At 49.6% G+C, this 21,513-nt stretch carries 17 protein-coding genes; 12 read left to right on the forward strand and 5 right to left on the reverse strand.

From position 1 onward, the window contains the following. Positions 1 to 37: 37 nt before the first annotated feature. Both ACTRXD_RS07650 and ACTRXD_RS07655 read left to right on the forward strand, forming a co-directional pair. Positions 38 to 2,581 carry a DNA internalization-related competence protein ComEC/Rec2 gene (locus ACTRXD_RS07650; protein ID WP_442431236.1) on the forward strand — a complete coding sequence of 848 codons (2,544 nt, stop codon included), beginning with the start codon at positions 38 to 40 and terminating at the stop codon, positions 2,579 to 2,581. Positions 2,582 to 2,844: 263 nt separating this feature from the next. Further along, a complete protein-coding gene (locus ACTRXD_RS07655; protein WP_442431237.1) occupies positions 2,845 to 3,573 on the forward strand; it encodes a pentapeptide repeat-containing protein in 729 nt (242 codons plus the stop codon). A 239-nt stretch (positions 3,574 to 3,812) separates the two neighbouring features. Here the strand turns inward: ACTRXD_RS07655 and ACTRXD_RS07660 are convergent, their stop codons facing one another. The 3 genes from ACTRXD_RS07660 to ACTRXD_RS07670 all read right to left on the reverse strand — a co-directional run bounded on the left by ACTRXD_RS07660 (position 3,813) and on the right by ACTRXD_RS07670 (position 8,968). Beyond that, on the reverse strand, positions 3,813 to 4,574 hold the full coding sequence (locus ACTRXD_RS07660; RefSeq protein ID WP_442431238.1) for a ZIP family metal transporter: 762 nt from the start codon (positions 4,572 to 4,574) through the stop codon (positions 3,813 to 3,815). A 90-nt stretch (positions 4,575 to 4,664) separates the two neighbouring features. Beyond that, entirely contained in the window at positions 4,665 to 8,375 is a 3,711-nt protein-coding gene (locus tag ACTRXD_RS07665; protein WP_442431239.1) for an aldo/keto reductase, read from the reverse strand. 86 nt (positions 8,376 to 8,461) lie between these two features. Next, the gene (locus tag ACTRXD_RS07670) at positions 8,462 to 8,968 is read right to left on the reverse strand and encodes a c-type cytochrome (protein WP_442431240.1); all 507 of its coding nucleotides are present in this window, start codon (positions 8,966 to 8,968) and stop codon (positions 8,462 to 8,464) included. Positions 8,969 to 9,224: 256 nt separating this feature from the next. Here ACTRXD_RS07670 and ACTRXD_RS07675 point away from each other — a divergent pair, with 256 nt between their 5' ends. Next, a complete protein-coding gene (locus tag ACTRXD_RS07675) occupies positions 9,225 to 9,845 on the forward strand; it encodes a DnaJ domain-containing protein (protein WP_442431241.1) in 621 nt (206 codons plus the stop codon). Between the two features lie 36 nt (positions 9,846 to 9,881). On the opposite strand, the gene arsC is transcribed toward ACTRXD_RS07675, so the two are convergent. After that, a complete protein-coding gene (gene arsC, locus ACTRXD_RS07680) occupies positions 9,882 to 10,232 on the reverse strand; it encodes an arsenate reductase (glutaredoxin) (RefSeq protein WP_442431242.1) in 351 nt (116 codons plus the stop codon). 136 nt (positions 10,233 to 10,368) lie between these two features. Here arsC and ACTRXD_RS07685 point away from each other — a divergent pair, with 136 nt between their 5' ends. After that, entirely contained in the window at positions 10,369 to 10,731 is a 363-nt protein-coding gene (locus tag ACTRXD_RS07685; protein ID WP_442431243.1) for a hypothetical protein, read from the forward strand. A 222-nt stretch (positions 10,732 to 10,953) separates the two neighbouring features. On the opposite strand, the gene ACTRXD_RS07690 is transcribed toward ACTRXD_RS07685, so the two are convergent. After that, the gene (locus ACTRXD_RS07690; RefSeq protein WP_442431244.1) at positions 10,954 to 11,808 is read right to left on the reverse strand and encodes an NAD(+)/NADH kinase; all 855 of its coding nucleotides are present in this window, start codon (positions 11,806 to 11,808) and stop codon (positions 10,954 to 10,956) included. A gap of 316 nt (positions 11,809 to 12,124) precedes the next feature. Between ACTRXD_RS07690 and ACTRXD_RS07695 the strand changes: the two genes are divergently transcribed. From ACTRXD_RS07695 to coaBC, 8 genes are all read left to right on the forward strand, one after another. Next, entirely contained in the window at positions 12,125 to 14,554 is a 2,430-nt protein-coding gene (locus ACTRXD_RS07695; protein ID WP_442431245.1) for an ATP-dependent Clp protease ATP-binding subunit, read from the forward strand. Positions 14,555 to 14,661: 107 nt separating this feature from the next. Then, positions 14,662 to 15,702: a tRNA (adenosine(37)-N6)-threonylcarbamoyltransferase complex transferase subunit TsaD gene (gene tsaD, locus ACTRXD_RS07700; protein WP_442431246.1), complete on the forward strand. Its 1,041-nt coding sequence runs from the start codon at positions 14,662 to 14,664 to the stop codon at positions 15,700 to 15,702. Positions 15,703 to 15,786: 84 nt separating this feature from the next. Continuing rightward, on the forward strand, positions 15,787 to 17,436 hold the full coding sequence (gene hflX / locus ACTRXD_RS07705; RefSeq protein ID WP_442431247.1) for a GTPase HflX: 1,650 nt from the start codon (positions 15,787 to 15,789) through the stop codon (positions 17,434 to 17,436). A gap of 17 nt (positions 17,437 to 17,453) precedes the next feature. After that, complete coding sequence (gene nth, locus ACTRXD_RS07710) at positions 17,454 to 18,137, forward strand: endonuclease III (RefSeq protein ID WP_442431248.1); 684 nt, start codon at positions 17,454 to 17,456, stop codon at positions 18,135 to 18,137. After that, positions 18,134 to 19,012 carry a YicC/YloC family endoribonuclease gene (locus tag ACTRXD_RS07715; RefSeq protein ID WP_442431249.1) on the forward strand — a complete coding sequence of 293 codons (879 nt, stop codon included), beginning with the start codon at positions 18,134 to 18,136 and terminating at the stop codon, positions 19,010 to 19,012. Before nth ends, ACTRXD_RS07715 begins: the two co-directional genes overlap by 4 nt. A gap of 29 nt (positions 19,013 to 19,041) precedes the next feature. Beyond that, positions 19,042 to 19,647, forward strand: coding sequence for a guanylate kinase (gmk, locus tag ACTRXD_RS07720; RefSeq protein WP_442431250.1), 606 nt, complete (start codon positions 19,042 to 19,044; stop codon positions 19,645 to 19,647). Positions 19,648 to 19,725: 78 nt separating this feature from the next. Continuing rightward, positions 19,726 to 20,094 (forward strand): DNA-directed RNA polymerase subunit omega, encoded by a 369-nt coding sequence (rpoZ, locus tag ACTRXD_RS07725; RefSeq protein ID WP_442431251.1) that lies wholly within the window; start codon positions 19,726 to 19,728, stop codon positions 20,092 to 20,094. A gap of 30 nt (positions 20,095 to 20,124) precedes the next feature. Then, a complete protein-coding gene (gene coaBC / locus ACTRXD_RS07730; protein WP_442431252.1) occupies positions 20,125 to 21,363 on the forward strand; it encodes a bifunctional phosphopantothenoylcysteine decarboxylase/phosphopantothenate--cysteine ligase CoaBC in 1,239 nt (412 codons plus the stop codon). The last annotated feature ends 150 nt before the right edge of the window (positions 21,364 to 21,513 follow it).

A 21,513-nucleotide genomic window follows, 5' to 3' on the forward strand; every position in this document is an offset into this window, starting at 1 on the left:
ATCCTATGCATTGTCCTATGTGATATTCCATGGAGTAGTGTCCTACCTCACCGGGCTGTGGTTGGGCCCGTTTCTAACCTTCTTCCCCTTATCACTTTTGGGGGCTCTTTTTATTTTTGGGTGCATTCTCACCTGGTTTGAACAACACCGACACCTAACTCGAAAGACCGGGTTCATCCTGTTTGCCCTTGTGGTGGGAGGAATCGGCCATGCTTATTGGGCATCGACTACGCAATGGGATTCGAATCTAGTTATCGAGGCGGATGAACAGCCCATCTTCCTTGAAGGAACTATTGTCGCACCGGTCAGGCAGACTCCGGATGGGCTGATTTTGCTGGTGGAGGCGACCCATATGGTGAAACAGGGAGAGGAGCAGATGGCTCATGGGCGAATCCGTCTCACTTGGCGGGAACCAGGTGCTTCTACATTAATTTACGGTGATCATGTCGCCTTTATGGCCCGAGTACGCGAACCCTACGGAACAATGAACCCTGGCGGGTTTCATTATGGACGATATCTAAAACGCCAAGGAATTCATGCTGTCGCGACCGTGCAAGGCCCGGAAGGTATCAGGATTCTGGGCATCCCAGAGCCGACCACCCGTGGGTTGATATTGGGTGTGGTCGATCGCTGGCGCCAATCGATTCATCATGCGGCGGTTTCCAGTCTCACAAATCCTGCATTGGGATTGTTCCTAGGGATGGTATTGGGAGAGCAAAGTTATATTGAGTCGGATATTCGAGACGCTTTTATGGCCAGCGGAACTGTGCATATTCTCTCGATCTCCGGGTCTCATTTAGGGTTATTGGCCTTGTTGATTTTTGCTGGAGCACGATGGAGCCTGCGCCAGTTACCGACGGTTTGGCTGGAACAACTTTCGTTACGACTCACCGCCACCCGATTTGCGGTCCTTATCACATTGCCGGCCGTCTCCTTTTATACCCTGCTGGCGGGAGCGGAAATGGCGACCGTCCGCTCATGGATCATGATCGTAGTGTGTTGTGCCGGCATATGGTTGGGAAGGGAACGCAATCTGGTGACGGCGTTAGCCCTAGCCGCGCTTCTTATGGTAATGCCGCATCCGGAGGCCATTCAGGATATTTCTTTCCAATTATCATATCTCTCAGTTGCTGCAATTGCCCTCGTGGTTCAGGCCCGGAAAGAAAAGGAATCCAATCTATCCGGATTAGATGCAGTCTTCCCACCAGCAAAACCGACATGGCTCTTGGGTCTCTGGCAAAAGGCCGTGCTAGCCTGGCTGATGACCCTCGCGGTCAGCTTGACCACTTTGCCGTTGGTCGCCCATGACTTTCATCAAATACCGTGGCTGGGGTTATTGGCAAATATGGTGATTGTGCCCTTGGTCGGCGCGATAATGATTCCTCTAGGTTTGTTGTCAGGGATGATCGTCTTAGTGGGGGGAGGAGGAACTCTTCCTTTGGCCAGTCTGAATCAATGGGTCTTTGACTGGCTCGCACAGGTCGTGACGATGCTCTCACAAGTTCCCGGAGCGGCCTGGTATGTCGCATCGCCGAGCTTGAGTTCGATGATCCTCTTTTGGGGACTGTTGGCCGTGGTTGTGGCTATGTGGCATCGGCAGCTGATCCGATGGGGGTGTGGCACAATCCTGCTCGCGATTCTCCTGTGGTGGGGATGGTCCCCGCGCACTGGGTGGGATCCAGGAACCGTACGAGTCACGTTCCTGGATGTGGGACAAGGTGATGCCACCCTCATTGAATTACCCGACGGTCAAACGGTCTTGATCGATGGTGGACCATCTTATCGACGATTGGATATGGGACGTGCGGTCATTGGGCCGTATCTCTGGAATCAGGGTATCCGAAGGCTGGATCATGTGGTTGCGACGCATCCGCAATGGGATCATGTGGGTGGCCTGCCGTGGGTGTTGGATACATTCGAGGTGGGACACTATTGGGATAATGGCATCTCTCGCCCTGAACGTTTTTTTTCTCGTCTCCACCTGGCGGTGAAATCTGCTGGACTTCAGGAACAGACAAGCACAGTAGGAACTGTCATTGTTAGCCCAGGACCCTGCTCGCTGACTGTTCTTGGTCCCTCCCCCAGCCCAGGGACGGAGGAATATGGTTCCTGGAAAGTGTCTAGTGGAAGGGATCTCAATAATCGATCGCTCGTCACCAGGCTCGAGTGCGGGCCGCATTCATTTTTGTTCACGGCCGATGCGGAACAGCAATCTCTGAATGAATTGCTGCAGGTTTCTAAAGGTCTTTCTGCCCGCATCGTGAAAGTCCCGCATCATGGAGCAAAAAGTTCTCTGCATCATGAATGGGTGAATCGCCTTCAAGCTGAGGCGATGGTAGTTTCGGTGGGCGCCCATAACCGGTATGGACATCCAGCTCCTGAGGTGTTGGATGCCTATGAACAGCGAGGCCTTCCTGTATACCGGACTGATCGCGATGGAGCGGTCTGGTTCATCGCAAGTCTCGGATCGGACGACATGACGGTGCAAACAGCGAGGGAGGGGAGTCTGCTCCAGGTTCAAGCCGGCCCGCGTATGTGGGGAGAGGAATGGGGCAATTGGACTCGAATATGGAATCGATAAAAAGGTTTTTCCTATAACCTGCCTTGTGGACTTCGGGGTCTTCCTCCCGATTGGCCTTTTCGCCACATTGCGAATCTGTCGTGGACATTTTACGATAAAATTGTCGTATTCGATAACTGGTGCGGGGGTTAGTCTATTCCCGCATAGGAGGAAGAGGGTTGTGTCAAATTTTGTATCAACGTTTCAAGCCACTGTCGAGGACAGATGTGTCAGCCACAGATAAAATATTTATCAAGATCGGTTATTGTCTTTAAAGGAGTCCCATGGCAAATCAAGAGCAATTGAAGCTCATCAAGGCGGGGGTAAATGTCTGGAATGCATGGAGAAAAGCCAATCCTTCCATTCGCATAGATTTGAGTGGTGGAAATTTTTCCAGACTGGAATTGTCCTGTGTCGATTTGGCCGGTGCCAACTTGCAAGATGTCAATTTCAATCAGGCGGATCTTTCAGGTGCCATATTGTCCGGGGCTAATTTGACTGAGTCCAGTTTGTTGGAAACAAATTTGACCGGCGCGAACTTGGAAAATGCGAATGTGAGTGACGCGGACCTTCTCCGGGCCATACTTATACGGGCGAATCTTGAGCGGGCACATCTCGCCAAAACGGATTTAACAGGGGCAGATCTCACCGAAGCGAATCTGACGGAAGCGAATCTTCTCTTGGCCAATTTGCAAGGCGCAAAACTCATTGAGGCCAATTTGGAGGGATGTAAGCTGCGAGAGGCAAACCTGGGCGAGGCGGATCTTGCTAGCGCCAATCTTGGTCGTGCTGATTTGGCGCAGGCCAATCTCAATCAAGCGAATCTAGGGGGTGCGAATGTTGAGCAGGCTTCACTGATTCAGGTGAATTTGCAGGAGGCTAATCTTCAGGATATTTACAACATGACTCTCCTCCAATTGTCAAAAGCCAAATCGTTGCGGCAGGCTCGACTTGACCCGTCAATCCATGCACAGCTTTCAAGGGAGTATCCTCATGTATGTGGGGAGGATTAGTTAGGAAACTTTGTGAGGAGTTAAGATATTTTCATTTGTGATGGACAAATTCGGATGGAGGCTAGAAAGTTTATGTCAATAATGGAAAACGGGATTTTTTGATCCTAATCTGAGAAGAAGAGACTCGCTCCTCCTTGTGTAAAAAGAAAGAGGGTAATTGTCCAGAAGGACGTACAGCGAACTCTTGGCCGCCATAAATTTTCAGGAGTGCTAGAATTCAGGCTATTATCGCCTTCTTCTTATGTGCGGATGCCGCTGACGATCTGCAGAACCATGGCCGTGAGGAACATGAGACTGATACCGGTGAAGACCCCATAGGCCGATTGGACTCGGCGGGTGGCGGTATAGAAAATCGTAGTTAGAGAGAAAATCACGTATAACAGCGAGCCCGCGGCTAACGCAAAAAACATGATGGTAAAATAGTGAGACACCGCGAATCCGCTGATTAAAGTTCCCAGACAAGTTGGCAGACCTGCCAATAATCCCATCAAAATGATATCTTTGAAGCTCGGCCTTGATTTTCCCGCCGAGCCGATAATGGCAAATCCTTCTGTCCCATTGTGAAGAGCGAAGCCCATAATGAGGACCCCACTTAAGACCCATTCGCCCTGCATGTAGGCAGCGCCGATCGCCAGGCCTTCTCCCAAATTATGTAGGCCCATTCCTAGCGCAATCATATAGGGGAGGAATAGCTTGGATGGCTCTGTCCGGTTCCGACCTTGCTGGCGTTGCTCAATGAGAACCAGTCCCACAAACCCGATCAACAAGCTTCCGAGAAAGGCGATCCACGAAAGGACGTCTGTCGCGCCCGTGAATTCCACGGCCTCGTGCATGAGGTCAAAAAAGAGATACACAAGTACGCCGGTGGCGATTCCTGTTAAATAGCCTTCCCAAGTTCTACTCAAGGCCTTTGCAACTATTAAGGCCAAGGCGATGCCAAGATAAATCGGGAAAACCCCCGCAATGGCACCTAGCCCGATTAATGATCCGATTGTTTCCATAAGATAAACCTACCAAATATTAGAGTTTGTTGGCAATAATGAAACTTGGTTTCATTTTCAAATTATAAATAATTAATATGGGATCACGTATCAGGGAACCTCGGATGTATGAATGGTCTCAAATAGTGCCCGGGGCTGAGAGAGGGCTTCCCATTTCAGAATGGTCAGTGAGTCATCCACATAAACAGGATGTCGCATGCCGTTGAGCACACAGGTTACACCCGGGATACTGGCAACCGCCCAGAGAGCTTTACGGGCAAAGGGTTCTTCCCGTTTGGATTCTGGTATGAGGGGGTCAATAATTTTACGAATTTCAGAGAGTTTCTTGGCACTTTTTTGTGCGGCCTCCATGCGCATGACCTTAAGGAGGGAGACGAGTTCAGGGACATAGCGATCGCGCCACGATTCCCATATTTGTTCTTCTTCCTGTTTGCCGGCGAAATGTCGGGTAAGCAGTTGGAAGACCTGATTGGCATGTGGGGCAATCGTTTGGGATTCAATTTGGTCCCAGTGCTCAAGATTTTGGATAGACGGACGAATCCGTTTCAGTTCTTCGGCCCAGTTGAAATAGTCCAGCGGAGCAGCTCCTTTTTCGGGTTTAGGGACCTGGGGTGCTAACACCTGCTTGTAGTCGTGTTCCAGCGCGGCGACTTTTGGTTGTTGGGCATCAAAGTTTGTGTTGGAAATTTCGATCTGAGGGTCTGCGAGTCGGATCATCCCTCCGCCTTTTCCAGGAATGGCATTCAAAGGCCGGTTCACCAGGACAGCAATGTTGGCTTCCTGGGCAAATGCCAAGACCGTTTGCGTCTGTTCGGGGCCGGTATTGGGCGTGAGCAGAGCTCCCGATTCAAACACATTCATCGGGAGTTGCAGTATTCGAAAATGATGGTGCGGAATGCCGGCGTGCTTCGCGGCAGCCTCAGCGGCCTTGAGCATGCGAGAGAGTGAGGTGGCTTCGGGATTATCGGGTTTGGCCGTGCAGGTGTTGGAGGAGACTCCATAGTATTGCAACCTGCCTGCAGCGATTTGTGTCTCCAGATAAGAAAATGCCTGTTGCAGGCGGCGATAAAACTCTTGCCGGAGATCTTCAAGTCTGATGGGATCAATCGACAAATTCCTGTTTTTGGCATCGGATAGAAAATATTCTGGATTGTGCAGGAGGCAGATATCCAGGGTTTCCAGTCCCAAGCGATCAAGGGACAGAATGAGTTGTTCTTCTAGAAACGAAGGATGGAGGCAATGCCAGATGCCTTCGCCATATTTGACCATCTCGGGAAATGGTTTGCCGGCTTGTTCTCTGGTCTCAGCGCGCGTAAGATTATTTCCCTGCACATAGCCGATTTTCGAAACCACGATGACTTCATCACGGGAGACAACCTCTTTCGCGATGAGATCCTTGAGTACAACACCCACCAAGCGTTCGCTTCCACCGTCGGCATAATTGGTGGACGTATCGATCAGGTTGCACCCGCCTTGTAAAGACTTTTCAAGAGCCTTTCGGTGGTCTTCCACTCCAAGGTTGATCCGGTAACCACCAAAGCCTATGCGAGAAGTGGTCAATCCGGTTGAACCCAAAGACGTATATCCATGAGAGGAAGGGCCAGAATCCTGGGGGCTGGCCAGGATTCTGGCCACGTACTGCCCCGTCCCTTGAGGAGTGGCATGTCCGGAAAGCCCCTGGCTGGTCAGTGCTTGCACGGGTGGGTCTGGTGAGGTGATGGTTCCCTGAGGAGAGGTCAATACGTCAATTGCCTCTTGAGGATCGGTAATCGGAGCCTGGCAGGCAAAGTTTTTACAGACATAGAGCGCGGCTTGCCCATTGACCAGGGTTTTCCCAGTTAACAGAGGATGAGGGGTTTCAGCCTCCAGCTCTTGCCGATAGGCTAAAATGCGATATGGTACGAAACACGCATTGACCGCCGTGCGGAGTTGGCCATATCCCTTGTCTGCGGGAGATCCTACGAGAGCCAATTCCACCGGGCCTCGTAATAAAAGATCGACAACCATAAGACTTTTGGGAAACCCTCGTGGCACCTGACCAATTTGCTGTCCATAGGCACGAATAGCATTGGTCGCGGCGTTCCGAAAGTCTTCGCGATCACGGTGAAATGCTAAGCGGGCTAACGCCGATGCGGCTACCGCATTTCCACTGGGAGTTGCGCCATCCGCGCCTTCCCGCCCCCGGATAATTAAGGCCTCATGACCGGCGGCTGTGGTAAAGAATCCTCCATGGTCTCGATCTTCAAAGTCTTCAAGGAGGCGTTCAGCTAATGAGACCCCCTCATGGAGATACCGGTCATACCCCGTAGCTTCATAGACATCGATCATCGCCTCGGCCGCATAGGCATAATCTTCCAAGCAGGCATTGAGGTGAGCGTGCCCTGCCCGATAGGTACGCCAGAGCCGGCTTTCAGGACGTGAAAGCGTGGTCAGCAGGAAATCGGCGGCCCGGATGGCACCATCCAGATACGGTTCATGGTTGAAAACTCGACCGGCTTCCGCCATCGTCCCGATCATCATGCCATTCCAGGCGGTAATGATTTTGTCATCGAGTCCCGGTGGTACACGTTTCAGACGAGCCTGGTATACGATTGGTTTTGCACGCATGATGGTCTCGCGTAAGTCTTCAGGGGAACAGCCCAATTCCTCCGCTACCGATTCTAGTGATTTTTTTGTGCGTGGGATGTTGGTGTGTTCCCAGTTGCCTTCATCCGTGATGTCAAAATAGGCGCAGAAACGAGTGGCGTCTTGTTCGTTTGTCAGAATTTCACGTATCTGGTCCGGCGTCCACACGAAAAACTTGCCTTCTACTCCTTCGCTGTCCGCATCGGTGGCTGAATAAAAACCACCTTCCGGTGCGGTCATTTCACGCAAAATGTAATCTAAGGTCTCTGTGGCGACCTGGCGGTATCGATTCTCACCTGTGACTTGAAAGGCTTCAACGTATGTCCGTGCAAGGAGTGCGTTGTCATACAGCATTTTTTCAAAGTGCGGGGCTAACCATTCGTCATCGGTGGAATAGCGAGCAAATCCTCCACCGATATGATCATACAATCCGCCTTCGGCCATCCCATTCAGGGTTTTGGTGACCATGGCGAGTATTTTCTTCTCTCGACTCCAGTGATATTGGCGCAGGAGAAAGGAGAGGCCGGTGGCAGGTGGAAATTTGGGTGAACGGCCAAATCCCCCGTAACGTGCGTCAAAATCACGGGCATATTGCTTGACGGCATCTTCAATCTCGGCTGCACCAACGGCAAGTGGAGATGCGGGTTGCAAGGCGTTTCGCAGGCGTGCGGTGAATCGACTGGCTTGTTGGGTGATGTTGCCTTGATCTTTCTTCCACCCCTCTCCAATGTTTGTCAGAATTGATCCGAATCCCGGACGACCATAGCTGTCGGTGGGAGGAAAATAGGTTCCCGCAAAAATGGGTTCCTGATCAGGAGTGAGAAATACGGTCATGGGCCATCCGCCGTGCCCCTGGTTCATGGCAGTCGTGGCCTGCATATAGATTTCATCCAAATCCGGACGTTCTTCCCTGTCCACTTTAATATTCACAAAGTAGCGGTTCATCAGATCCGCAATGGCCTGATTTTCAAAGGATTCCCGCTCCATTACGTGGCACCAATGGCAGGCTGAATAGCCTATGGAGAGCAAGATAGGCTTATTTTCTTTTTTTGCCAGATTCAGCGCCTCTTCTCCCCAGGGGAACCAATCTACCGGGTTGTAGGCATGTTGGAGGAGATAAGGGCTGGTTTCGTGACTCAGCCGATTGGGTTGGCGCTCTGTTGTGGATTCAGACATAAGGGTTTTTCACTCAATGTGATACAGGAAAATAATAATAGAGGCGGTATACTCTGGAATAATAAATACGTTAGGAAAAAGAAGTATTATGGTTGTTGCTCTCCGAGGCTTCGTTCATAAAGTAACACCTTCCATCCATCTTCCTCCGAAATGAAGCCCTTGGGCTGGACAACTGGAAGCATTCCTGTTCCAGGGACCCGGCCTGTCTGTCCCATGCTTCCGTTTTTGAGGACCCACATCATTTCACCCGGTGTTCGATAGGTGTTAAACTTCGGGTTGGTAAAATTTCTCGGTTGAATGGGAAGGTTTTTTGCGGCCGGCCCATTTCCTTTTCCTTCGGCCCCATGACAACTAATACAGCCTCCACGTCCCAGAAAGATTTCTTTTCCTTCGGCAAGGATCTCCGAAGTTGGTTCAATGGGAGGTTTCGCCGATTTGGCTTTGGCTATCTCATTCGATGGGACCCTGGAGATTTTTATGTTGAATTCACCACCTGCGCTGCCATAGCCGGCAGGGTTGACTGACCAGGCTGTTGGCGTAAGGATGATGGAGAGAATAAAGCTACTTCCCAAAATAAGCAGGTAGTGATTCATGAAACCCTCCTTCAATAAGATTTGGGAAAACTAAAAAAAATTAAATACGTAGGAGATAACTCGTGTTCCTTATATCTTAAGCTTTTCAAGGGTTCACAAAGGTCATCAGGATACCAATCATCAAGCTGGGGGGCAATCTCAGCTATTTATTACCTATTTTCAATTGGGGGCCTCCCTTTCAAGTCATAACAAACATCCTTCCATGGTGGCCAGTTGTGGTACAATCGGCCCCAAATTTTTCTTGAGCATTGGCTTTATGGCGTTAAATGAACACAATCGTCGGAAATTTGTGGCTGGCATGAGTCGGCGGATTGCGAAGCTTCGCGATCAGTCTGAGCAAAGCTTGGACTTTGCTATTGAAACGATGTTTCAAGAGCGGACAGAGGCCTATTTGCATGTCGAGCAAGGGTTGATTGAGGTTGATCGGATGTTGGGGCTGGTTGAAGGGGAGTTGGAGGATATTACCGAATTGACTACCGCCCAGCGTTTGGAATCGCGTTTAGAATTTATTGAGGACCGGTTTGAAGAGTTTGAAAGTGAGATCAGGCAGCGTCCTCGCCGTCGAAGGCACAAGATCAATCTCTTTAATTTTTTCAAGGCTGCCGGCGGCGGCGGAGGGGAGGGAGAGCCCACTTCTGTTCGTGGGGAAATCCGTTCGTCTGTCCAAGCCTATGAAGTGCTTGGTGTTGAATTTGGAAGTCCTTTGCCGGTGGTGACTCGAGCCTTTCGAGAGCGGGCGAAGAAGATCCATCCTGATATTCGGCAAGGTGACCGCAGTTCCGAGCCGGAACTGCGGCGTATTATCGAAGCCTACCAATTTCTCAAAACCGACTATTTCGGCAGTACCGCCTCAGATTCTATCCAGCGGCCATTTTGACTAGTGGCCCGCCTCTATTCTCACACGAAGATTTTGTTAAAGAATTTTGGTGACGGTTTCCGGAGGGCGGGCGAGAATTACTTGATCCCCTTTTTGGACCAGAGGACGCTGGATGAGATCCGGGTGTTTGGTGAGGATGTCTAATAATTCATCATCGGTGAAATTTGAGTCTTGTAGGTTCAGCTTTTTGTAGATCTCTTCCTTTTTACGGATGATTTCTGAGGATTTGATCCCCGCTTTTTTGAGAAGCCCTTTGAGCGTGGATTTGGAAAAAGTTTTTTCGTAATAGTTAATGGTCGTAAAGGGTTGTCCGCTTTCCTCCACTAATTTGATGACCTGTCGGCAGGTGGAGCACGTTGGTTTGTGATAAATGAGGATGTCAGCCATAAATACGCCTCCTTTGTGAATGGTCTGTCAATTCCATCAGCCTTGACCTCCTTTTTGGGGCCATGCTACAAGCTGGTCCAGCTATTAGCGGAAGGATCGGTCTGATGTATACATACGACAGAGGGATTTTGCCAGAATGAGCGACCCAAACCCAGCTCAAGACTTTTTTTGTGCATCTGAGACCGAGCGAACCTTAAAGGATCTTCGGATTAAACGTAAAGGTCAGCCCGTGTATGTGATGGGTCATGAAGATCGGTATAAGGGCAAGGAAGGGGTATTTGAATTTTTTAACGTTCGGCTTGCAGTGGTCAAGTTTCCCGATGAAAAATCCCTAGGATTCGACCCCATTGATTTATTGTTGCCGTGCGAGATCAATGAGGACGGCGTGCCATTTTTTGAAATTCGCTATTGCGAAACCTGCGATCAAGTTTTTCCTCTCACCGCATCTGAATTTTATGCCCCTGTTGAGCGGAAAGAATGCCCCGAGTGCGCGCCATAAGTCTCAATTGAAATTAGAGCCTTCCCTGCAGGTTGCTTGACTGGGAATTTTCCGTTTTCTTTCCTTTTTTTGAATTCAATCGTCTATTTTTCTTTGATTAAGTACAGGCAGACTGTCTTGATGAATAAATGAAATGAAATTTCAGATTTGCCAGGCTATAAAGCTAATGGGATAGTCAATAAAATTGGTCGTATTGGTTGTAGAGAGTCTTGAAGGCCGGAGTCACCCATCCCCCCACTTTAATTTTGTACGTAATACCTCAAAGTAGCTTCGCTCTGGAAAACGAATAAGATGCGTGCGGTGGTCTGAGGCTCCCACTTGCACAAGATCACCATTTAACATTTCCACTCCCACTTGGCCATCTATGGTCGCCATGGCTGGTTCCTGACTTGTTAGTTCAATGGTAATCGGCACGTCACCAGGGGCGAGGAAGGGACGGTGGGAAAAGGTATGCGGACAAATTGGATTGATCAGCAATACTTCAAGTCGTGGATCTAAAATTGGACCTTTTGCCGAAAGGGAATAAGCGGTCGATCCCGTTGGGGTAGCGACGATCAGTCCATCACCACGCAAGTTTGTCATAAATGCGTGGTTTACCCATATCTTAGTGGCGATCATTCTCGCTAAATGGCCTTTACTTATTACCACGTCGTTTAAGGCTGAGTAGGTGCAGAGAATTTGGTCACCGCGTTGTAGCTGGACTTTTAGCATCAAGCGTTTATCCAGTTGCCATTCCCCTGCGAATACTTTTTCTAAGGCTGTGGGGAGATCGTCGAAATTGATTTCAGTGAGGAAACCCAGACCTCCCATATTGACTCCCAGGATGGGAATCCCTCGTTGTTCAACAAGCCGTGCTCCGCTTAACATCGTGCCATCGCCACCCAATACAATAAGGAGGTCGGCTTCCTGGGCAATCTGAATACGTGTGGGACTATCCGAAGTAGGAAATCCTTGAGTAGAATCAAGAATGACGGTTTTGTGATATGCCACCAACCAATCACGGAGATGGGAAATCTCCTTCAGAATGTTAGGGGCGTAAGGTTTGGTAATGATTCCGATGGTCTGAAAGGTAGGCATGAGCGTAGATAGGGAATGGTGTTGCCAGGCGTCAGGATGGTAGTGTCTTCACTGATCGGAATGCAAGCGAGGAGTTTTTCGATAATGAGGTCGGCAATTTCATCCATGTGTGACAAGAGGCTTTTCTTAGCATATTTTGATTGGTAGACTAAATCATCATTTCTAATGCTGGGGTCTCTCATCTCTGGCTTCTGACTTGACAGTTTTGAGGGATCACGGATAGACTGAAATTGTGAATTTTTATCGAATTTCTTTGTGGATAATAGACGAATGTGTGAGCGAAAAGTTTCGCGAATAATCGGCTAGAGGAGGTCCAATGTTCGAACGATTCACGGATCGTGGTAGAAAAATCATCATCCTTGCCAGAGAAGAAGCGGAACGGCACCAAAACGATTATCTGGGTACCGAGCATTTGGTTCTCGCGATTCTTCGAGAGTCAGACGGCATAGCCTTGATGATCATCAAAAAAATGGGTCTCTCGCCGGAACAAATCCGCCTTGAAATAGAACGGAATTTGCCTGGAGGTGGGACAACGGTTACCTTCGGTGAAATCCCATTCAGTCCCAGAGTCAAAAAAGTTATTGAGTATGGTGTTGAGGAGGCCAGACTGCTGGGCCACAACCATATCGGAAGTGAACATTTACTCCTTGGCCTTCTCCGTGAGGAAGAAGGCATAGGCGGGAAGGTCCTTCGGAGTTTAGGGGCCAATCTTTTAACGGCTCGTCAATTGACCGTCACATTTCTTCGAAAATCAGGAACCAGGGAGCGAGATAAGAAAAGTAGCACACCTGCGTTGGATGAATTTGGTAGGGATTTGACGCAATTGGCTCAGGAGGGAACGCTGGACCCTGTTATTGGACGTTCAGATGAGATTCAAAGGGTTCTTCAAATTCTCAGCCGTCGAACGAAAAATAACCCGGCGTTAATTGGTGAATCCGGAGTGGGTAAAACAGCTATTGTGGAAGGTCTGGCTCAGCGGATCATTGGCCTGGATGTTCCAGACAATTTATTGAATCGTAGGGTCATTGCCTTGGATCTTGGTTCCTTGGTAGCAGGTACCAAATATCGGGGACAATTTGAGGAACGTCTCAAGGTGGTGATGAAAGAAATTTCCCAAGCCGGGAATATCATTCTCTTTATTGATGAACTTCACACGCTAGTTGGTGCAGGTGCTGCTGAAGGGTCAATTGATGCTGCGAATATGTTAAAACCGGCTTTGTCTCGTGGGGAAATTCAATGCATTGGTGCAACAACCCTGGATGAATATCGAAAACATATTGAAAAGGATGGGGCACTCAAGCGGCGGTTTCAGCCCATTTATGTTCAGCCTCCTTCAGTAGAAGAGACTGTTCAAATCATTCAGGGCCTTCGTGATCGATACGAAGAACATCATGGAATTGAAATTACGGATGAGGCGGTTGAAGAGGCCGTGAAGCTGAGTGAACGATATATCACCGACAGATTTTTGCCTGATAAGGCTATTGATCTTATCGATGAAACCGGTTCGCGAGCAAAGTTACTAACGTATGCCCTCCCTCCTGAGTTGAAGTCTCTGGAACAGGAACTCAAAAGAGTCGCTCGTGAAAAAGAAGTGGCAATCGGGCTCCAGAATTTTGAAGAAGCCGTGAAATTTCGCGAAGAGGAAGAACGATTCCGAAAATTATTAGATGATTCCAAGCGTGATTGGAAGAAAAAACAAGAGAAAAACAAACCGGTTATCTCCGGTGAGGATGTCGCCTATGTCATTTCGAAAATGACAGGGATTCCCTTGTTTAAACTTGAAGAAGAAGAATCTGAAAAACTGCTGCATATGGAGGATTATCTTCACAAGCGTATTATCGGACAGGAAGAAGCTATCTCTGCGGTCTGTCGGTCCATTCGTCGGTCGCGGGCTGGTTTGAAAGATGCCAAAAAACCCATTGGGTCGTTTATTTTCCTTGGACCGACCGGAGTTGGTAAGACGGAGTTGGCTCGCGCATTAGCAGAATTCTTGTTCAATACTGATGATGCGTTAATCAGAGTAGACATGTCAGAGTACCAGGAGAAATTTACCAGTTCACGGCTGTTTGGAGCCCCTCCTGGTTACGTGGGGTATGAGGAAGGTGGGCAATTGACGGAGAAAGTAAGACGTCGTCCTTATTCAGTAGTATTATTTGATGAAATTGAAAAGGCCCATCCAGATATTTTTAATGTGTTGTTGCAGGTACTTGATGATGGAGTATTGACGGATAGTTTAGGTCGGAAGGTGGATTTTAAAAATACCATTTTGGTGATGACCTCAAATTTGGGGACTCGATTCATTCAAAAGGGTGTATCCCTTGGGTTCCAGCGTGATGTAGAGGCTGAGCATTCTTCACGTATGCGAGGTGAAGTCCTTGCCGAGCTAAAGCGTCATTTCAGTCCTGAATTCTTAAATCGTATCGATGAATTAGTTGTTTTCCACCAACTCACGAAAGAACATTTGGTGAGTATCGTTGATATTCTTATTGGAGAACTCAATGCTCGTCTTGTGGAAAGAGGAGTATTTTTAGATGTAACGGACGAGGTGAAGCAGTGGTTGATTGACGAAGGGTTTGAACAACAATACGGTGCCCGTCCCCTTCGCAGAACTATTCAACGACGACTGGGAGATCCTCTCTCTGAAGAACTGATTAAGGGGCGGTTTAAGGATGCCAAAAAGATTAAGGTTGTCCTAACCGATCAGACTCCAAATTTCATTGAAGAAGAGGTGTTAGCGAGTGTCTGATTGGATATAGGAATGGTCAAATCCTAGATGAAACCCTCAGGACCGCCAGTCCTGAGGGTTTTGTTGTTTTTTGCCAAATGAATTTTGATGCTGAAAAGGATTCTTAAGTGATTTTAGGAATTGAAACTTCCTGCGATGAAACGGCCGTGGCTGTGTTGGATGGCGAAGGTCACATCCTTTCAAATATTTTGGATTCTCAGGTTGAGGTGCATGCCCGTTACGGGGGAGTCGTCCCGGAATTGGCTTCGCGCCGTCATATGGAGTGTCTGGAACTTCTGACACGGGAAGCCTTGGGTCTGGCCAATGTTTCTCTTTCCCAATTAACGGGGATAGCGGTCACCAATCGTCCAGGATTGGTGGGGGCCTTACTCGTTGGAGTAAATTTTGCCAAAGCTCTGGCGTTTGCCACCCAAATTCCCTTGGTGACAGTAAATCATTTGGAGGGGCATTTGGCGTCTGCATGGTTATCGAATCCCAATTTCCCAACCCCGGCCATGGTCTTGATTGCGTCTGGTGGGCACACGCATTTGGCATTGGTTCCTCATCGTGGAGAATATCAGTTCATTGGGTGGACGATGGATGATGCAGCGGGAGAAGCATTCGATAAAGGCGCCAAAATGCTTGGGCTTCCGTATCCTGGTGGTCCGGCAATTGACCGGCTTGCCCAACAGGGGAATGCACAATATGTATCATTCCCCCGCCCAACTCTTCAAAGCCAAAATTTTAATTTCAGTTTCAGTGGGCTGAAAACCGCACTTCGATATTTCGTGAGGGATGAACAACAAAAGGGGAATTCTCCATTGCCCGTCGCTGATATCGCGGCCAGTTACCAGGAGGCTATTGTGGATGTGTTGGTGGAAAAACTTTGTCGTGCTGCCCGTTACTATGATGTGAAAGGGATTTCTGTCGTGGGAGGAGTGGCTGCAAACTCCCGTCTTCGCCTGAAGCTTGAGGAGCGGGCTCGCACATTGGGGCTGCATGTGACTCTACCTCCACGCGCACTCTGCACGGACAATGGTGCCATGATTGCAGCTGCGGGGATGGAAAAACTTAAGCGCAAGGAGAGAGCAGCATGGAATGTGGATGCGATCTCTACGTTGCAATGTAAATTGGATGGGCATGCGATGGCTGGACTTTCTTCTCAATGACTCAGATGATATCGCAAAAGGAGAAGAATCATTCCTGTTGTTCTCGGTAATCTTCATGGGTTAAAGGCTAATCACATTAGCCGAATGGAGCGGCTCTATCGTCGACGGATCCCTCCGGAAAAAGTTGTGACCACGGAGGTGGCTCGGGAATGTGCTGAACTCACCTATGAGACGAGACGGCAAATCGGGCTTTTGGTCAATCGACAAGGCCAAATTGAATCGGTTTTAATCGGTGACCATCACGAATTGGTTATTCCCCATCTTTCGCGGACCCGGTCAGGCCTTCGGTTATTGCGAGGGGTTCGTTTGGTCCATACCCACCTCAATAATCAACCCCTGACCCAGGATGATCTGACCGATCTGGCTCTTCTTCGATTGGATTTAATTATGGCGCTCGGTGTGGGAAAAGATGGGAGCCTTCGGGATGTCTATGTGGCGCACATCCTTTCGAACCCCATTCAGGGACGAACCACGGCGGAATTACCGCCTTGTGCCTTTCACGCATTTCAGTTGGATTGCCAGCAATTTATACAATCATTGGAGCAAGAAATTGTTCGCTCGAATCCAGGGTTACGAGAAGGTGTTCGGGAGGGGAGGGCGCTCCTGGTTAGTGTCAGCACAGGGAATGCCGCATCGGAAGAAGGTCGTCTCCAGGAATTACAAGAATTGGTGCGTGCCCAGAACGTGGAAGTTTTAGGGTGTATCACTCAACGGTTGGGAGCGATCCATCCAAAATTTGTCGTTGGTTCGGGAAAGATGAAAGAATTGGCGATTCGAGCGCTCCAATCCGGTGCCGATACCTTGATTTTTGATCAAGATTTAACGCCCGCTCAGGTACGGGGTATTTCGGAAATCACGGATCTGCGGGTCTTGGACCGCTCACAAGTGATTCTCGATATTTTTGCACAGCGGGCACATTCCTCCATTGGAAAAATTCAAGTTGAACTGGCTCAGCTTCGGTATCTGCTACCACGACTTGCCCAATCCAGTACGGCTCTTTCCCGGTTAGCGGGAGGAATTGGTACACGAGGGCCTGGAGAAACCAAGTTGGAAACGGATCGACGTCGAGCCCGCGAGCGCATTCAACGATTGGAGCGGGACTTGGAGTCTATGGCACATGGTCGCCAGGAACAACGAAAAATGCGCATGAAGCGAGGCCTTCCGATCATTTCCATTATTGGCTATACCAATGTGGGGAAGTCGACTCTGTTAAATGCGTTAACAAAGAGCCAAGTCTCTGTAAAAGATCGTGTTTTTGAGACACTTGATACGGTCAATCGCCGCTGGTATTTACCTGGAATAGGCGACGTCATTCTGACAGATACCGTAGGATTCATCCGGGATCTGCCCAAAGACCTCATGGCGGCATTTCAAACCACCTTGCTGGAATTGCAAGAGGCCGATGTGTTGCTCCACGTGATAGATGCCCATGTCCCGGATCCTGGACAGCACATTATTGCGGTAGACAATATATTGAAGGAATTGGGGCTTGAAAACATTCCATGCCTGCGTTTTTTTAATAAAGCCGATCTGATGGCGGAAGAGGATGTGCAACTCCTCTGTCAGCGATATGGAGGAATGGGGGGATCGGCGTTACAAGATGCGTCACTTCTTATGATTCAGGAGGAACTCACGTCCCTGCTTCGTGGTCTTCAGGCAGAAGATGGCAGGACGGGGAAGTGTCAGGAGATGCCTCTCTATACTCTTCCGGCTCCAGCCGAGACCTTTCCATGAGGGGTCTTGCGTCACCGATGAGTCGTCTCAGAACAGCACGACCTCCGATGGAATCGCTGGTAGAAGCGAAAAAGCGGGTACGTCGGATCCTTGCCGCCTTGGATCAATCCGTTCCTGACGTGAGAGTAGAATTAGATTCCTCCAACCGGCTTGAGTTGTTAGTGGCCACAATTCTTTCGGCCCAATGCACGGACCAGAGAGTCAACCTGGTGACCCCGAACCTGTTTGCCCGCTTTCGCACGGCCCAGGATTATGCCAGTGCGGATCCAGCCGAATTGGAAGCGCTCATTCGAACAACGGGATTTTATAAAAATAAAGCGCGTCATCTCATTGGGTGTGGTCAAGCTCTGGTGCAGCGTTTTCATGGAATGGTGCCAGGAACGATGAAGGACTTAACATCCCTGCCCGGCGTTGGACGAAAAACAGCCAATGTTATTTTGGGGAGCTCTGTGGGAGAGCCTGCCATTGTGGTAGATACTCATGTGAAGCGGGTAGCTAATCGCCTCGGATTGACGAGAAGCCAGGACCCGACCAAAATTGAAGAGGATCTTCAACGCCTCATACCCAAATCGAAATGGACGAACGGGGCTCAACGCCTCCTGCTTCATGGGCGATATGTGTGTTTGGCCAGAACGCCAAAGTGTGCTCATTGTGTGCTTGATTCAGACTGTGGATGGGAAGGAAAACGGAAGCCAACATGAAAAGTATGACCGGTTTTGGAAAACGAGAATCCCTATATCAGGGAACCATGGTGGGGGTTGAAGTGCGATCTGTGAATCATCGGTTTTGCGAGCTGATGGTGCGTCTGCCCAAGTCTCTGTCTCATATGGAGTTGGAACTGAAAGAGCAAGTCAAGCGTACCTGCGAGCGTGGTCGCATTGAATTGACCGTGACCATGAATGGTGGAGGTTTTGGAGCGACGAAGATTGTCCAATTAGATCGCGCCATGGCGAAGCGGTATATTCAAGGGTTACAGGAATTGCAACGGGAATTCAAGCTGAGTGGAACGGTGGATGTGAATGTGGTGGCAGGATTTCGGGATCTATTTTCAACCAGTGAGGAGCCCCTGGCGATCAAGGATGTCCCGAAGGTCGTTGAGGGGTTAGTCCAGCGTGCCTTGACCGATTTAGAAAAAATGCGCAAGAAAGAAGGTTCCGCCTTACAAAAAGATCTCTTGCAGCGTGTTCAGACAGTCGAGGATCGGCTTGATGTGATTCAGCAACGTATTCCTTCGGCACTGCAGGTGTCCGCGGATCGTTTGAAAGCTCGTGTCACCAAGTTATTAGAGGGGGAGCGGGTAAACGACGATCGAATTGCTCAAGAAATAGCCATGTTGGCAGAACGATCAGACGTGACGGAAGAATTAACACGGTTGCAAAGCCATGTGACACAATTTCGTTCCACACTCAAATCCAAAGGCCCGGTGGGCAAGCGGCTTGATTTTCTTCTCCAAGAAATGGGAAGGGAAGTCAATACCATTGGATCAAAGGCGAGCGACTCCGAGATCTCCGGGCAGGTTGTGGAGTTAAAGAGTGAATTAGAAAAAATCCGTGAACAGGTCCAAAATATTGAATAATCAATCTATGTCATAACGTCGGAGGAGCGGTGGGAGTCACGGGAAAAAAATTGTTATTTGTCGTATCAGGTCCTTCTGGAGTGGGGAAGTCAACGCTCTGCCGGCATATTTTGAAGACGATTCCCGACATTCGCCTTTCGGTTTCGTACACCACGCGGAAGCCACGGTCAGGCGAGACGGATGGCAAGGAGTACAAGTTTATTTCGGAAACGGAGTTTCACACAAAAATTTCCGAGCACGCGTTTGCTGAATATGCTGAAGTCTATGGACGATTATACGGAACACCATGGAAGGAGTTGGAGCAGGAGTCTGGATCGAACACGGATATCTTGTTGGATATCGATGTCCAGGGTGCGCGGCAGGTTATGAAAACGCTTCAAAAAGCCGTGACCGTGTTTATTCTGCCTCCTTCATTAGAGGTGCTTCGGACCCGTCTGGTCGAGCGAGCGACGGATACAACGGACGAGCAGGAGCGTCGGTTTCAGAAATCCCAGGACGAGATGCGGAGCTATTCGGAATACCAATATACGATTCGTAATGAAACCTTGGAACAGGCCATCGAGGAACTCCAATCCGTCATTATGGCTGAACGTGTTCGAACCACCCATATCGATGCTGCGCATGTGTTCCGGTAATTGCTGCATTGATGGGATTGATTTGTGTAGAATTTACCAGGAACGTGTATTTTTCACAGAAAGGAAAGAGGATATTCAATGGAAGCATTATCGTTACTACCCCAACATCACCAAAAAGAATTTGATTCGCGGTATCGGATTGTGCTGATTGCCGCCCAGCGGGCCAAACAATTAGTTCGGGGTGGAGAGCCGTATGGAGCCAGTAAATTTTCGAAAGACACCTCAAAAGCCCTGGAAGAAGTGCTCAACGGGCAGGTTCCGTATTTAATTGGCCAGGAAGCCAAAGAGGCCATTAAAAATGCCAAACGCGCGAATGAACGTCCCATTGATCCGGCTCTTTACGCACAGCCGGATGAAAACGCTCAAGAGATCAAAAAAGAATTGAGTGTGTATATTGATGACACGGCTCAACATCTTGGCACGGTGGTCGAACCTGAAGAAGCATAGTTGAAAGCATTTGGCGAAAGAATGCAGAAGATGAGCATCGGGTTAGCAGGCAAGCGGATTATTCTGGGAGTGACCGGAAGTATTGCGGCCTATAAGGCGGTCGGACTTCTACGTCTGTTGACGCAAGCCGGTGCCAGCGTGCATGTGGTCATGACGGATTCAGCCACCCGGTTTATCGCCCCCCTGACATTTGAAGTGCTGTCGCAGAATCCGGTGGCGAGTGATGTTTTTGCCGGCCATCAGGACATGAAGCACTTGTCCTTAACGGAACATGCTGATTTGTTGCTTGTGGCTCCCTGTACCGCGAACACGTTAGCCAAAATTGCCCTCGGGTTAGCCGACAATTTGCTCGGAACCCTTTCGCTCACCGTTCAATGTCCGGTGATGATTTGTCCGGCGATGGATGGGGAAATGTGGGACAATCCGGCGGTCCAAGGTCATGTACAGACCCTGCGCCATCGAGGGGTGGTCCTGGTCGAGCCGGAAGTTGGAGCGTTGGCTTCCGGAGAATGGGGACAGGGGCGTTTAGCTGCGGAGGAAAGTATCATGTCGACCGCGGTTGCCCTGTTGCGTCGCCGAACTGATTGGCAGGCGGAGCGTGTCTTGATATCGGCAGGACCTACCCAGGAACCCATTGATCCCGTGCGATTTATCAGTAACGGGTCATCAGGGAAAATGGGGTTTGCCTTGGCCGAGGCAGCCGCCGCACGTGGGGCCGAGGTCGTCTTGGTGACGGGTCCCACCCAGTTAATGGCTCCGAAGAACGTAACTGTGATTCCGGTGGTCACCGCAGAAGACATGTTACAGGCGCTCACGGCACGATTTGAATGGGCAACCACGCTCTTGATGACCGCTGCCGTGGGAGATTTTCGCCCCAAACAGGCGCATGCACAGAAGGTAAAAAAAGACCAATGGCAGGGCGAAGGATTGGATTTGGAGCGAACGCCGGATATTTTAATGGCACTCTCCGCCCAGCGTACCCACCAACGCCTGATTGGCTTTGCGGCTGAAACCGATCATCTCATTGAGCATGGACAGGCCAAGCTTGCCGGCAAACATCTGGATATGCTGATTGTGAATCACATCGGCGGAGAGCAATCTGCTTTTGGAAATGATACCAATGAGGTGTATGTGCTCACGCCGGGTGCTGCCCCGCATCACATCCTGCGAATGCCGAAACGACAACTTGCGGATACGCTCCTAGATCGTATCGTGTCGCTTCCGGTTCAGACTTTCCCGCAGAAGACCCTGTCTTCACCGACGTCATAGTTTGTGCTCACCTGATGGGGTGTTTCCTCACCCTTTTCCATTAAGATGGAACAACGTCTTCAAAGCCAAGGGACATCTCTTGGGTGGTGAAGGGTCAGGGGTCCTGATGGATTTTTGGATTAAGATGGCGAAAATGAGTGGAAAATGAAG

Source organism: Nitrospira sp. T9 (assembly GCF_052156535.1).
Lineage (GTDB): Bacteria > Nitrospirota > Nitrospiria > Nitrospirales > UBA8639 > Nitrospira_E.